This window comes from Pseudomonas sp. zjy_15 (assembly GCF_043101865.1).
In the GTDB taxonomy this organism is placed as follows: Bacteria; Pseudomonadota; Gammaproteobacteria; order Pseudomonadales; family Pseudomonadaceae; genus Aquipseudomonas; species Aquipseudomonas putida_Y.
On sequence record NZ_JBICII010000091.1, the window covers coordinates 1 to 13,985 of the forward strand.

A 13,985-nucleotide genomic window follows, 5' to 3' on the forward strand; every position below is an offset into this window, starting at 1 on the left:
GGACACACATCGGTGGTTGGACACAGGCCGCCGTGTAGGAGCGGGTTCACCCGCGAAGAGGCCGGTGCAGCCTGCAAAGAATCAGGCCATGGACCGCAGTGCCTCCCCTTCAAACTCTGTGCTTCCTCCCTAACTGTGAGCATTCGGCAGCTGCTCGTCAAACGCCTGCCAGCCTCCACCCAGCGCCTTGTACAGCCCCACCAGCGCCTGCGACACCGCCGCCGAGCTGTCGATCCATTGCTCCTCGCTGGCCAGCAGCGCGCCTTGCACCGTCAGCACATTGAGAAAGTCCACCGCCCCTTCCACATACTGGCGCTGGGCGGTTTCCAGGGCGATACGGTTTTGCCGCACGGCCTCGGCAAGGTGATCACGGCGCAACTGACTGGCGTTGTACAGGCGCAGCACGTCGTCAATTTCATGCCAGGCCCCCAGCACCACCTTGCGATAGTTCAGCGCGGCTTCCTGCTGTTGCGCCTCGCGCAGTTGCAGGGTGCCCTTGAGCCGGCCACCTTCGAAGATTGGCAGCGACAACTGCGGACCGAAGGCAAACCGGCGCGAATCCCAGCCACCGAAATCCGACAGCTGCATGGCCTGGAAGCCGACACTGCCCGACAGGCGGATGCTCGGGTAGAAATCCGCCTTGGCCACGCCAATGCTGGCGGTGGCGGCATGCAGGCGGGCCTCGGCCTGACGGATGTCCGGGCGGCGCTCGGCCAGTTCGGACGGCAAGCCGATGGCAAATTTCTGCTGCGGCACGGGCAACTCGCCGCCTTGCAGCAATTCGGCCTGGAGGCTGCGCGGCCGCTCGGCAGCGAGCAGGCTGAGGGCATTGATCAGGTCATCACGCCTCGCTTCCAGGCTCGGCAGGCGCGACTCGATAGACGCGACCTGGGCGCTGGCCTGGGCCACATCCAGGCGCGTGGCAACACCTTCGGCCTGGCGGTCCTGGGACAGCTTCAGGCTGTGCCGGGCGACCCTGAGGTTATCCTGCGTCACATCGAGGGTGTGCTGCACGGCACGCAGCTGGATGTAATTGCCGGCGGTTTCCGAAAGCAGCGCCAGCAGCACGCTGCGGCGGTCATTCTCGGCCACTTCGACCGTGGCATCGGCAGCCTCGACCTGACGCCGCACACGGCCCCACAGGTCCAATTCCCAACCGGCCACCAGGTCACCCTGCCAGAGGTTGAAGGCTTCTTTCCCGGCCTTGCCGGACGGATCGCTCAAGCCATCGGCGCTGTTGCGCGCGCGGCTGTAACCGGCGTTCACGTCCACCGACGGTACTTCATCGGCAGCCAAGGTGCTGCGCAGGGCACGGCTTTGCAGCAGCCGCGCGCTGGCCATCTGCAAGTCGAGGTTGCGCTCGGCAACGCGTTGGATCAAGGCACTAAGCTTTGCATCGTGGAAGGTTTCCCACCAGCGCAGTTCCAGCGGTTCGGCCTGCGGCTGGCTGGCTGCCGCCTCGCCTTGCAGCGGCGCCCACTGCTGCGGGGCCTGGCTATCTGGACGCATGAAGTCCGGGCCCTGGGTGCAGCCGGCCAGCAGCACGGCCAGCAGCAACGGGCTCAAGCGCAATCCCGTTTTCATCGCGCACTTACCTCTTTGCCGTCCAGCTTGTCGCCACGGGTGTCGATGGTGGCTTCTACCGACATGCCCACACGCAGGCGGGTGAGCAGTGGCTGGCCATCATCGAAAACGATCTTTACCGGAATGCGTTGCACCACCTTGGTGAAGTTGCCGGTGGCGTTGTCTGGCTTGACCGCGGCGAAGGTTACGCCGGTAGCCGGGGCAATGCTTTGCACATGGCCTTGCAGGGTTTCGCCGGAGAAGGTGTCGACGCTGATGCGCACCGGCTGGCCCGGCTGTACGTGGGTCAGCTGGGTTTCCTGGAAGTTGCCGACCACATAAGCCTGCTGCAACGGCACCACCGACAGCAGGCGGGCACCCGGGTTGACGTAGGCCCCCACGCGCAGGGCGCGTTCGCCGACCATCCCGTCCACCGGCGCTGTGATGCGGGTGTAAGACAGATCGAGCCGGGCCTTTTCCAGGCCTGCTTCGGCACGCTTGAGCTGGCCATCGGCGCTAGCCACTTGAGCCGTGAGGATGTCCACCTGCTTGCGCGCCGCCACCCGCGCCGCTTGAGCGTTGGCCAGGCGAGCACGGGCTTGATCGACCGCGCTGCGCGCCTGCTGGGCGTTCTGCACGGTACCTGCGCCCTGCTCGGCAAGGCGGCTGTAGCGGTTGACTTCATGGTCGGCGAACGCCACCTCAGCCTGGGCCGCCTTCACAGCCGCTTCGGCCTGGGCAATCAGCGCATCCTGGCGTTCAAGCGTGGCGCGGGCATCGGCGCTCTGTGCCTGGGCTACCAGCAACTGCGCCTGCGCAGCATCCAGCGCGGCCTGGTAGTCACGCGCATCGATGGTCGCCAGCAACTGGCCAGCCGTGACCTGCTGATTGTCTTCCACCAGCACTTGCTTGATGAAGCCGGCGACTTTGGGCGCGACCACGGTGTAGTCAGCGGTCACATAGGCGTCATTGGTACTCTGGCGGTGGTCGCTGCCTAAGATCCAAGGGCCGACGATGCCGGCCAGGACGGCCACGGCCAGCACCGAGCCGATGAGAAGGGTTTTGCGGTTGTTGGTCATTTCAATGGTTCTCGAAATCATCCAGGGTTCAAGCCACCGCACGCGGCGGATAGACCCGGGTAGGCACGAAAGGAATCAGGCAGATCAGGGCCACGGCGATACAGGCCAGCACCAGATAGAGGTCAGCCGAGGTCAATACCTGCGCCTGGTCGTGAATGCGCTTGGCCAGGCCGGCGGCGTTGCCGTCGACCAGCGGGGCGTTGCCCAGGCTGTCCACCAGGTGATTGGAATGGAAATGCCGGCGCAGGGTGCCAAGCACATCCAGCAGGCCACCGGCGATGACGGCGGCCAGGCCCTTGACGGTGTTGAACCAGCTGGAGGCGAACGGGCCCTCCTGCGGGGTCATGCCATTGGTGGACAGCATCAGCAGCGGCAGCACTGCCATCGGCTGGCCGAACACCTGCAGCAGGTAGAACGGGTAGAAGTCGCCACGGATCCACTCGCTGGTCAGCAGGCTGCTGCCAACACAGGACGCCGCCAGCATCGCCAGGCCAATGCCCAGCACCCAGCGGCAGTCCACTGCGCGGATGTTGCACAGTGCCGCTGTCAGCGGCAGGGCGATCAGTTGCGGCATGGCCACCAGCATCATCAACGGGCTGGTCTGCGCTGGGCGATAGCCCTGGATCTGCGCTAGGTAGGCCGACGGGATGCTGCCCACACCCGAGAGCACGACCAGTACACCGGCCAGGGTCACCAGGGCGAAACTCAGGTTGCGCCGCTGCAACAAGCGCAACTGGAAGAACGGCAACGGCTCGGACCACTCGTTGTACATGAACAACACCAGCAACAGCAGGCCACCGCCCAGCAGCCAGCAGATCAGCGGCGAGTCGAACCAACCCCAGCGGTCGCCCAGCGACAGGCCAAGTACGGTGCAACTGATTGCAGGCAGCCCCAGCAGTACGCCTCGCCAGTCGAACTGTTTGAAACGCTCCAGGCGCAGCGGGTCCTGCGGCAGCCCCCAGCCTACGCAGAAAATGGCCAGCAGCGAGGGCAGGATGATCTGCCAGAACGCCCATTGCCAACCGACGTATTCGGTCCACAGCCCCGCCAGTGGCGTGCCGAGGTTGGGGCCAAAGGTGGCGGTCAGGGCGTAGCAGGCCAGGCCATAGACCTTGATACCTGGCGGCAGAAAGCGCAGGGCCACGCTCATCAGCATCGGCGGCAAGGCGCCAGCGGCAAAGCCCTGCAGTACGCGCAGCAACATCAAACTGTGCAGATTGGGGGCGAACGGTTGCAGCAGGCCAAGCACGGCGAACAGACCAATTGCGCTCATGGTGAAGCGCCGCAGCGAGAAGGTCGTGGCCAGCCACGGCGCAAAGGCCATGGCTGAGACCGAAGCGGCGCTGTATACCGCCAGCAACCAGGCCCCTTCGTCGGCACCGATGCCCATGGCGCCGCGGATATCGGCCAGGGAAATCTTGGTTACCGACTCGTTGAGGCCGGCGCACAGCACAGCCAGCAACACGCCGAACAGTCCGACCACCACCTGCAGGCCAAACGCCGTCTGCGCAGGCGCGGCCGGCGCGGGGGCGGCGGCCAGCGCCGCAGAGGGCGCCGTCAGGGAAGTCATGAGAATACATCTCCAGCAACAATTTCAGGGCTGGGGCAAGTTTAAGAAGGTCGAATGCTGACGAAAACTGACTTGTCGGTAGTTTTATATTGCGTCAGACGCAATCCATGCCTGAATCACGGATCGATGCGGCCACACGCTTTCAACGTCTGGCGCAACCAACGGTGCGCGGGGTCGTTGTCGAAGCGCGGGTGCCACGCCTGCATCACATTGACCTTCTCCAACGGCACCGGGATCTCGAACGAGCGCAATGGCAACTTCAACCGCTGCACACTGTTGAGGATATTGGCGGGTATCGGCAGGATCAGGTCCGAATCCGGCAGCGAGAACATCGCCGAGTGGAAGCTGGTGGTGATCAGGGCCACGCGCCGCTCCACCTTGTGGTTGGCCAACGCCACATCGATCGGCCCGTTGGCACGGCCGCGTCGAGACACGCTGATCTGCGGGTAGGCGGCAAAACGCTCAGGGGTGATCGGGGCATCGAAGATAGGGTGGCCCACACGCGCCAGGCCTACAAAGTAAGTATTGAACAGGCTCTGCACCTTGATTTCCGGGCCCAGTTCAATGGCCGAGCTGATGATCAGGTCGATATGCCCGTTGCGCAGCACTGCATCATCGTCACCACTGCCCTCCGGGACAAACCGCAACACCGTACGCGGCGCCTGGGCCAGCATCATGCGCAGCAGCTGGGCGCCGTAAAGGGCAATGAACAAATCATTGGTGCGGATGTTGAAGGCACGGTCCAGGTTGACCAGGTCGACATCGTCACGGCTGCGGAACACCTGCCCGGCCTGCTCCACCAGGCCATGCACCTGCTCGCGCAGGGCCAACGCACGGGGCGTAGGCACCAGGCCACGGCCGGCGCGCACCAGGATCGGGTCACCCAAGGCATCGCGGATACGCCCCAATGTCCGGCTCATGGCCGCCGGGCTCAGGTTCATGCGCTGCGCTGCGCCCACCACGCTGCCCTCGTCGAGCAAGGCATCGAGGGCGACGAGCAGGTTCATGTCCGGGAGTTGCATGGCCGTTTTCCGTTACAGCTGCGGGAAACGCGATGGTAGCAGGTTGGTGGATTGCATCAGACGCAATGCGCTCTTGCGTGGTGGGGCATTTATTCACTGGGCGTATTCGGCCTTAAATGAAGCATTGGCAGGTCTGGCCTTTTCGCGGGCGCGCCCGCTCCCACAGGCCCCCCCACAATTCCCGAATGTTGTGCGACACACCTGTGGGAGCGGGCATGCCCGCGAAAGGGCCGATCCTGCAGACCCACAAGCCAGCCTCTGCCAAGGATTCCAATGCCCAGCCCCGTCCTGATCGCCATCGACGCCTCCCCCGCCTCCAGCACCCTGCTCACCCTCGCCCGCCGCTACTGCCGCCCCGGCGAACACGAACTGCACGTGCTGCTGGCCATCGATTCCACCTTCGCCGTGCATGAGCAACCTGCGCCCTACACCGCCGAGGAACTGGAAGAATACCCCGCCGCCTGCGAGGAACAGCAGCATGCCGACCACGCCGTAGCCGAGGCCGTGCGCGAGCTGCAGCAAGCCGGCTTCACCAGCCTGGGCTGCATGGCGGCCGGCCAGCCGGTTGAAGCGATTGTGGCCAAAGCGCAGGAATTGAACTGCGAACTGATCATCATGGGCCACCGCCACCTGTCGCGGTTGGGGCGGTTGCTGGACCCGTCAGTCAGCGCGAAGGTGATTGACCGGGTAGACATGCCAGTGTTGGTCGGCTCTGCCTGACCGCTCATCACCGTGGTAATGCACCTGCATTGACATGGCAATGCAATCGCATTACCTTGAGCCGTATCGCTGTCACCCACAGGACATTACTCATGGCTGCCACCTTCGACGTCGAGTCCACGCTGACCGATCGCTATCAAACCACTGTTCCCGAAACGGTGCGGCGCGCCTTGGGCTTGAAAAAACGTGACAAGATCCATTACTCGATTCGCCCCGACGGTGGGGTGATACTCACCCGCGCAGAGGCAACCGAGGACGATCCGGTACTGGGCAAATTTCTGGATTTCCTGGCACACGATATCGCTACCAACCCTCAACGGCTGCAGGTTGTCGATGCTGGCCTCATCGCGCGCCTCGACAAGCTTGTCGGCGACGCGGAGGTCGACCTGGATCAACCTCTGTCGGCGGACGATGAATGAGTGATGCGAGCAGGAAGCCTCTGGTTATTCATGGATGGACTGTAATTGCCCACCCGCTGTTCCTGGCCAAACTGGACGCGCTAAGCGCTCAAGTCGAGGCTCAACGGGACAAAGACCCAACGGGTTATACGAAAAGAAATACCTTTAAAAGGCTGGCCGCCATCCGGCGGTTGGCGTTCGATGTAATCCCTCAAGACCCGACCAAACCCGAATACCGGCAAGGGGCAACACTTGGCGGTGACCACAAGCACTGGTTCAGAGCAAAGTTCTTCCAGCAGTACCGGTTGTTCTTCCGCTACCACACCCCCAGCAGGATCATCGTGCTGGCCTGGGTCAATGACGAGTCGAGCAAGCGGGCCTATGAAAGTAGCGACGATGCTTACAAGGTCTTTCAAAAGATGTTGCATAGCGGCCACCCACCGGACGATTGGGACCAGTTGCTGCAAGAGGCTGCCGCAGATTGAGCCGACTGGCTAATACGCATGCATCAGCAGGGCTCCCACAGATGATGCGGGAGGCCGGGATGGTCGCGAAGGTCAACCTTCGCCAGGCTTGACTACCACCGTACACGTCGTCCCCGCCGCCAGCAAAAACCCTTCCGGCACTTCATCGATGTGAATACGTACCGGCACCCGCTGCGCCAGGCGCACCCAGTTGAAGGTGGGGTTCACGTCGGCGATCAGCTCGCGGCTTTGCGGGTTGTCGCGGTCGTAGATACCGCGGGCGATGCTCTCCACATGCCCTTTGATGCGCTCGCCGCTCATCATCTGCAACTCGGCCTGGTCACCCACCTTCACGTGGGGCAGCTTGGTTTCCTCGAAGAACCCGTAGACCCAGAACGAATTTTCGTCGACCACCGCCATCACCGCCTCACCCGTGCGCGCATAGTCGCCCTTGTGGATATTCAGGTTGGTCACGTAGCCGTCCACCGTGGCCACGATGTGGGTGCGCTTTAGGTTCAGCTCAGCCGCAGCCAGTTCGGCCAGGGCCTGCTGGTAGTCAGCCTGGGCGGAGTTGGCGATGTTGCTGGCGTCTTCACGGTTCTCCTTGGAGATCACCAGGTTGTCCATGTCGGCACGGCGCCTGGCATTGACCTTGCGCATTTCCCAGGTGGCCTTGCGCGAAGCGACCAGCGCCTTTGCCTGGTCGACCGCCAGTTGGTAGTGCTCGGGGTCGATCTGGATCAGCAGGTCGCCCTTCTTCACCCGCTGGTTGTCCTTGACCGGTACAGCCACCACGTAGCCGGGCACGTCGGCAGCGACGTTGATGATGTCGGCCCGCACACGGCCATCACGGGTCCAGGGCGTGGTCATGTAGTGCAGCCACAACTGGCGACCGATGGCCACGGCAGCGACCAGCACCAGCAGGGTGGCGATCAGGCTGAAGAACTTTTTCATCGAAGGATTCTCACCAGTAGACAGTCAGCGCCATGGCGCCGAACAAGCAGACGAACAGGCTCAGGCGCAGCAGCGCCGGGTGCCAGAAGAAGCGGTAGCCATCATGGCTGGCAATGAACCGGTCCAGGCCCCAGGCCAGGCCCAGGGCAAACAGGAACATCAAGGTCATGGTGGGCATGTACACACCATGGAAGGCGATTTCACGAGGCATGGTGCAGTCCTTTCGCCGGTGCCAGTGGCGACTGTGGGTCCAGCAGGGAAGAACGGATGAAGTGCAGGTAGCTTTGCACGCGGCGCAGCACAGAGGTATCGAAGTGCCGGGCGAACGGCTCGTCGGTGGCCTGCACGCGGGCGATGGCGTGGTCCACTGCCACCAGTGCGCGTTCATGGTTGCTGGCGCTAGGCTGCAGGAACAGCCGGGCCAGAGCGCGGCCCATGACACGGATTGCCTGGCGCCACGGCTGCGACTCGGCATAGGCCGGGTGCACCGGCGCGCGGGCTTGCTCCTTACGCAGCTCAATGACGGCGTGGCCGATCTCCAGCACGGTGAACATCCAGCCCATCAGTTGGCTCTGCACCTGCGGCTTGCCGGCCGCCAGGCCATAGGCCTGGTGCAGCAGGTCGCGGGTGCGGCTTTCGAAGGCCGAGCCCAGGCCGCGCAGGCGGCCGCTGATGGCGAACAGCACCTGCTCGCGCAACGCCTGCTCCAGGCGGCTCCACAGCCAGCGGCTGTTGGGCGGCAGGATGATCGCCCCGGCGGCGGCACAGACGAACATGCCGATCACCATACCGATGTAGTCGTTGATGAAGGCGTACGGGTCATAAACGGTGAGGTTGTTCGGCACCGAGCCAATCGCGAAGAACACCAGCAGGCCGATGCCATAACCGGCGTAGGCAGGGCGCGACGAAAGAAACGCGCCCAGCATGAACACAGGCGCCAGCACCATGCACAGCAGCGGAAAACCGTCGATCCAGGGGAACACGAAGAAGGTTTCGAAGAAGCCGACAAAAGCGCCGATGGCCGTGCCGCACGCCATCTGGAACGACATGCGCTTGGGGTTGGGTGACGCCGCCGAAAGGCATACGGTGACCGTGGCGATCAGGGTCATCATGGCGCCGCTGGGCCAATCGCTGAGCAGCCAGTAACTGCCCAGCAGCAACAGCACTGCCGAGGCCCGCACACCGGCCGCCAGCGATACCAGCCAACTGGTCTGCGCCACATAAGGCTCATCCCACTGCTCGCGCTCGTGCTTGTGCGCGGCCAGCGAGGCATGGGTTTCGGCGTAGCTCAACATCTCGTCGACGAAGCGGTACAGCAGCTCGAACGCGGTATGGAAGTCGAGCAGGTCGGACTCGCTGGGGTCAGTTATCAGGTACTCAGCCCGCAACCCCCGCACCTGGGCCTGCAAGCCTTCCTTGTAAGCGGCCAGCTCCAGGGTCAGGCGCAGCGCATCGGCGTCAGTCAACGCCCGGCCCACATAGGGCTGCAGCAACTCCACCAAGGTGTTGAGGCCCGGTTCAATGGCACTGACGATCTGCAGCGGGCCACGGGCACGCAGACGCTCCAGCAAGCGGTGCAAGGCATTGAAGCGGGTGGTGATGGCCATGAACTCGCTGTTCATGCGCACCAGCCGACCACTGCGACGGCGCATGTGCGGGTCTTCGAACGCGGTGACGTTGCGCAGGCTTTCGAGGCCCACTGCCTCTGCCACGAAGCGCACGTTGCTGCTCTCGAAGCGGTCCTTTTGGCTATCGCCCCGTAGGGCCTCCACCACCACCCCGGCAAACACGCCAAAGCGCTGGTACAGGGCGTTGCGCATTGCGGCACTGGCCGACTGCGGCAGGATCGCGGCACTGACGAAGGTCGACACCAGAATACCCAGGGCGATTTCCAGCGCCCGCCATACCGCTGCCATGAACGCCTGGTCGGGGTGTTGCAGCACCGGCAGGCCGATCATCGCTGCGGTGTAGCCGGCCAGCACGAAACCATAGGCGCGGAAGGTGCGGTAGCGCATGGCACCGGCCGAGCACAGGCCCACCCACAGGGCCAGGCTGGGCAGAAACAGCTCGGTGTTCTGCGGAAAGATGGCGATCAGCGCCACCATCATCGCCGAACCCGCCAAAGTACCGAGCACCCGGTAGAAGCTTTTCGCGAACACATGCCCGCTTTGCGGCTGCATGACGATGAAAACAGTGATCATCGCTGTACGCGGTTGCGGCAGCTCAAGGCGCATGGCCAGCCACAAGGTGATGAACGCAGCGGCCAGCACCTTGAAGATGTACACCCAGGTCACGCCGTCGGTGCGCGCCCAGGCAAAGAAGCCCCGACGCCATTCCAGGCTTTGCAGCCAGCGCACGGGCAAACTGGAAGTGCTCATTCGGCGTTATCCGGCTTCTTGTCGAAAATGGCCAGGGTGGCCGGGGGTTTCGGTGCAGCCTGGCGTTCCTCTTTCGGCGCATCCTGACCGGCCTGCAGGCCACCACCCAGGGCGGTGACCAGCTCGGCATGGGCAATCAGGCGGGCGGCTTGCACCTGCTGCTGCACCTGCTGCTGGCGGAACAGCAAGGTCTGCGCGTTGAGCACGTTCAGGTAGTCGGTGAGGCCGCGCTGGAACGCGACCATGGCGATGTCGTAGGTTTTCTGCGCAGCGGCGACCGACTCTGCCGCGAAGTGCGACTGCTCTTTCATCGACTCGCGGCGGATCAACTGGTCGGAGATGTTCTTCAGTGCACCGACCACCGTCTGGTTGTAGCGCGCCACGGCTACGTCGTAGCCGGCAGAGGCCGCCCCCAACTGCGAGCGCAGGCGGCCACCATCGAAGATCGGCAGGCTGATGGCCGGGCCGACGTTGTAGTTGAACTTGCGCCCGGTCAGGAATTCCAGCGGCCCACCGCCGGTGGCCATGAAGCCCAGGCTGCCGACCAGATCGACGTTGGGGAAGAAGCCGGCGTGGGCAACGTCGATGCCGCGCGCCTGCGCGGCCACTTGCCAGCGGCTGGCGACCACGTCAGGGCGCTGGCCGACCAGTTCGGCGGGCAGGTTCGAGGGCAGTTTCAATGGCGCGGCCAAGACCAGGGCCGGGCGCTGCAACTGCGCGCCGTCCCCCGGGCCCTTGCCGGCCAGCGCCGCCAGTTGGTTGCGGGTCAGGGCAATTTCTTCGTCGAGGCTGTCGAGCTGACGGTGGGTTTCCGGCAACGGCGCTTCGGCCTGGCTGACTTCGAAATGGGTGCCGATACCGGCATCCAGGCGACGCTTGGCCAGGGCCAGGATCTGCTCCTGCTGTTCCAGTTCGGCCTTGACGATATCGCGCTGGGCAAAATGCAGGCTCAGCTGGATGTAGGCACGCACCACATTGTTCTGCAACTCCAGTTGCGCCTGGCGGGCTTCGGCCACGCTCATGTGCGCCTGGTCCACGGCCTGCTCGCTGGCATTGCGTTCACGGCCCCACAAGTCGAGGGCGTAGCTAAAGCCGATGGCAGCGTTGTTGTCCCAGGTGTTGGCACCGGACAGCGCGCCAGGGCCATAGAACTGATCTTCCGGCCAGTTGTGGCGCTTGAGCGTAGCCTGGCCGTTGGCCTGGAGCTTTTCCGCTGACTCGACCACACCGGCCATGGCCTTGGCTTCGCGCACCCGCGCCGCAGCCATGGCCAGGCTCGGGCTACCGGCCACGGCCAGGGTAATCCAGCGGTCCAGCTGTGGGTCACCATAAGCGCGCCACCACTGCTGGTCGGGCCAGTGAGCGTCGGTCGCGGCTTCGCGAATGGCCGCGTCGGTGGTCAAGGTATTGGCTTGCAGCGTCTTGCTTTGCGGGGCGATGCCCCAGGTTCCGATACAGCCGCTCAAGGTGAGGGCAAGGGCACAGGCACTGAACGCCTTGAGCGTTCTGATGATGCGACGCGGCACAGCTGCGATTTCCCGAGGAAGAAGTGAAGAGGCCGAGCAATTCTAGGGGGCGGCAGCACTGGCGATAAGCGCAGATTCCTGCGAATCTTTGTTACCAAAACGGCGATAATCCGCCTTTGGTCGAAGGCAACTTTTTCTCTTTTCTAGGTTACTTCGTGACACAATTTTGTCCTCTACCTCGAGAGTGACCCATGGACACCCTGCAAAACATGCGTGCTTTCAGTTGCGTAGCCCAATTAGGCAGCTTCACTGCCGCGGCGGCGCAACTGGATACGACCACCGCGAACGTGTCGCGGGCGGTCTCCAACCTGGAAGCCCATCTGCAAACAAGGCTGCTCAACCGTACCACCCGCCGCATTGCGCTGACCGAAGCCGGCAAGCGCTACCTGATGCGTTGCGAACAGATTCTTACCTACGTCGAAGAAGCCGAGGCCGAAGCCAGCGACGCCCATGCGCGCCCGGCCGGGCAGTTGAAGGTGCATTCGATGACCGGGGTCGGTCAGCACTTCGTGGTCGATGCCATCGCCCGCTACCGCGAAACGCACCCGGACGTGACCTTCGATTTGACCATGGCCAACCGCGTGCCCGACTTGCTCGACGAGGGTTACGACGTCTCCATCGTGCTGGCCACCGAACTGCCCGACTCGGGGTTCGTTTCACAGCGCCTGGGCATCACCTACAGCATCGTCTGTGCCTCGCCCGCCTACATCGCCCAGCATGGCGTGGCGCACAAGCCTGCCGACCTGCTCAAGCACGCCTGCCTGCGCATGGTCAGCCCGGTCATACCGCTGGAGAAATGGCTGTTCGATGGCCCGGAAGGCCAAGAGATGGTCAACATCACCAGTTCGCCGTTCATGGTGAACACCGCCGATGCCATGAAGACTGCGATCCGCAGTGGCATGGGCGTAGGCGTGCTGCCGATCTATTCGGCTATCGAGGGCCTGCGGGACGGTAGCCTGGTACGGGTGCTGCCCGAATATCGCCTGCAGGAGCTGAACCTGTATGCCATCTATCCATCGCGGCAGTATCTGGATGCCAAGATCAAGACATGGGTCGAGTACCTGCGCAACTCGCTGCCAGAGATTCTTGCCGCGCATGAGGCAGACCTGAAAACCCATCAGGTGCTGATCGCCAACTAAAAAGCTGCTGCATTGCGGGGGCGGACAATGGTAGGTTGCTAACCATTGATTTCGCCTGTTCCGGCCCCTTCGCGGGCAAGCCCGTTCCTACAAGGCACCGCGCCTCTGTAGGAGCGGGCTTGCCCGCGAAAAGGCCAGCACAGCCCCACCCCGCCTTGCAGAGAAGTTGCCCGATGAAAAAGACCGTCCTGGCCTTCAGCCGAATCACCCCGGCCATGGCCGAACGCCTGCAGCAAGACTTCAATGTGATCCTGCCCAACCCCAAGCTCGGCGACATCAGCGCCCAGTTCAACGAAGCCCTGCCCGAAGCCCATGGCCTGATCGGCGTTGGTCGCAAGCTCGGCCGCGTCCAGCTTGAGGGTGCGGCCAGGCTGGAGGTGGTGTCCAGCGTGTCGGTCGGCTATGACAACTACGACCTCGACTACTTCAACGAGCGCGGCATCGCACTGACCAACACCCCTGACGTGCTGACCGAAAGCACCGCCGACCTGGGCTTCTCGCTGATCATGGGCTGCGCCCGCCGCACCGCCGAGCTGGATGCGTGGACCAAGGCCGGCAACTGGCAGGCCACCGTGGGCCCGGCCCACTTCGGCAGCGATGTGCATGGCAAGACCCTGGGTATCGTCGGCATGGGCAACATTGGTGCAGCAGTGGCACGCCGTGGCCGCTTCGGTTTCAACATGCCGATCCTGTACAGCGGCAACAGCCGCAAGACCGCGCTGGAGCAGGAACTGGGCGCGCAGTTCCGCAGCCTGGACCAGTTGCTGGCCGAGGCCGACTTCGTGGTGATCGTGGTGCCATTGTCCGATGCCACCCGCAAGCTGATCAGCAGCCGCGAGCTGAAGCTGATGAAGCCGAGTGCGTTCCTGATCAACATTGCCCGGGGGCCGGTGGTGGATGAGGCGGCGCTGATCGAGGCGCTGCAGGCCGGCACCATTCGGGGCGCAGGCCTGGACGTGTACGAGAAAGAACCGCTGAGCGATTCGCCGCTGTTCAAGCTGCCCAATGCGCTGACCTTGCCGCACATTGGTTCGGCTACTGCCGAAACCCGTGAGGCCATGGCCAACCGGGCGATCGACAACCTGCGTGCGGCGCTGCTGGGCGAGCGGCCGCGGGACCTGGTGAACCCGCAGGTGTGGAAGGGCTGACCGTTTTGGAGTGCCTGTGCTGGC

The 13,985-nt window shown here is 63.7% G+C and carries 13 protein-coding genes; 5 read left to right on the forward strand and 8 right to left on the reverse strand.

What is annotated here, in order from left to right:
- Positions 1 to 129: 129 nt before the first annotated feature.
- The 4 genes from ACF8EF_RS16355 to ACF8EF_RS16370 form a co-directional block, all read right to left on the reverse strand.
- Entirely contained in the window at positions 130 to 1,584 is a 1,455-nt protein-coding gene (locus tag ACF8EF_RS16355) for an efflux transporter outer membrane subunit (protein ID WP_392461656.1), read from the reverse strand.
- Positions 1,581 to 2,642, reverse strand: coding sequence for an HlyD family secretion protein (locus tag ACF8EF_RS16360; protein WP_176682577.1), 1,062 nt, complete (start codon positions 2,640 to 2,642; stop codon positions 1,581 to 1,583). Before ACF8EF_RS16360 ends, ACF8EF_RS16355 begins: the two co-directional genes overlap by 4 nt.
- Before the next feature lie 28 nt (positions 2,643 to 2,670).
- On the reverse strand, positions 2,671 to 4,212 hold the full coding sequence (locus ACF8EF_RS16365; RefSeq protein WP_176682576.1) for an MFS transporter: 1,542 nt from the start codon (positions 4,210 to 4,212) through the stop codon (positions 2,671 to 2,673).
- Between the two features lie 116 nt (positions 4,213 to 4,328).
- Complete coding sequence (locus ACF8EF_RS16370; RefSeq protein WP_016497993.1) at positions 4,329 to 5,234, reverse strand: LysR family transcriptional regulator; 906 nt, start codon at positions 5,232 to 5,234, stop codon at positions 4,329 to 4,331.
- A gap of 273 nt (positions 5,235 to 5,507) precedes the next feature.
- Between ACF8EF_RS16370 and ACF8EF_RS16375 the strand changes: the two genes are divergently transcribed.
- The 3 genes from ACF8EF_RS16375 (at position 5,508) to ACF8EF_RS16385 (ending at position 6,837) form a co-directional block, all read left to right on the forward strand.
- The gene (locus ACF8EF_RS16375; protein WP_176682575.1) at positions 5,508 to 5,954 is read left to right on the forward strand and encodes a universal stress protein; all 447 of its coding nucleotides are present in this window, start codon (positions 5,508 to 5,510) and stop codon (positions 5,952 to 5,954) included.
- Between the two features lie 92 nt (positions 5,955 to 6,046).
- Positions 6,047 to 6,373, forward strand: coding sequence for a type II toxin-antitoxin system PrlF family antitoxin (locus tag ACF8EF_RS16380; protein ID WP_014859917.1), 327 nt, complete (start codon positions 6,047 to 6,049; stop codon positions 6,371 to 6,373).
- Entirely contained in the window at positions 6,370 to 6,837 is a 468-nt protein-coding gene (locus ACF8EF_RS16385) for a type II toxin-antitoxin system YhaV family toxin (protein ID WP_176682574.1), read from the forward strand. The genes ACF8EF_RS16380 and ACF8EF_RS16385 overlap by 4 nt, the downstream gene beginning before the upstream one ends.
- Before the next feature lie 72 nt (positions 6,838 to 6,909).
- Here the strand turns inward: ACF8EF_RS16385 and ACF8EF_RS16390 are convergent, their stop codons facing one another.
- From ACF8EF_RS16390 to ACF8EF_RS16405, 4 genes are read right to left on the reverse strand one after another with little or no spacing between them, the layout of a single operon-like run.
- Positions 6,910 to 7,770: an HlyD family secretion protein gene (locus ACF8EF_RS16390; RefSeq protein ID WP_176682573.1), complete on the reverse strand. Its 861-nt coding sequence runs from the start codon at positions 7,768 to 7,770 to the stop codon at positions 6,910 to 6,912.
- A 10-nt stretch (positions 7,771 to 7,780) separates the two neighbouring features.
- Positions 7,781 to 7,981, reverse strand: a complete 201-nt coding sequence (locus tag ACF8EF_RS16395; RefSeq protein ID WP_009685040.1) for a DUF1656 domain-containing protein — start codon at positions 7,979 to 7,981, stop codon at positions 7,781 to 7,783.
- Complete coding sequence (locus tag ACF8EF_RS16400) at positions 7,971 to 10,148, reverse strand: FUSC family protein (RefSeq protein WP_392461658.1); 2,178 nt, start codon at positions 10,146 to 10,148, stop codon at positions 7,971 to 7,973. The genes ACF8EF_RS16395 and ACF8EF_RS16400 overlap by 11 nt, the downstream gene beginning before the upstream one ends.
- Positions 10,145 to 11,674, reverse strand: coding sequence for an efflux transporter outer membrane subunit (locus ACF8EF_RS16405; protein WP_392461660.1), 1,530 nt, complete (start codon positions 11,672 to 11,674; stop codon positions 10,145 to 10,147). The genes ACF8EF_RS16400 and ACF8EF_RS16405 overlap by 4 nt, the downstream gene beginning before the upstream one ends.
- Before the next feature lie 191 nt (positions 11,675 to 11,865).
- Between ACF8EF_RS16405 and ACF8EF_RS16410 the strand changes: the two genes are divergently transcribed.
- Positions 11,866 to 12,813, forward strand: coding sequence for a LysR family transcriptional regulator (locus ACF8EF_RS16410; RefSeq protein ID WP_003251712.1), 948 nt, complete (start codon positions 11,866 to 11,868; stop codon positions 12,811 to 12,813).
- A gap of 173 nt (positions 12,814 to 12,986) precedes the next feature.
- Positions 12,987 to 13,961, forward strand: a complete 975-nt coding sequence (locus tag ACF8EF_RS16415; RefSeq protein ID WP_176682570.1) for a D-glycerate dehydrogenase — start codon at positions 12,987 to 12,989, stop codon at positions 13,959 to 13,961.
- The last annotated feature ends 24 nt before the right edge of the window (positions 13,962 to 13,985 follow it).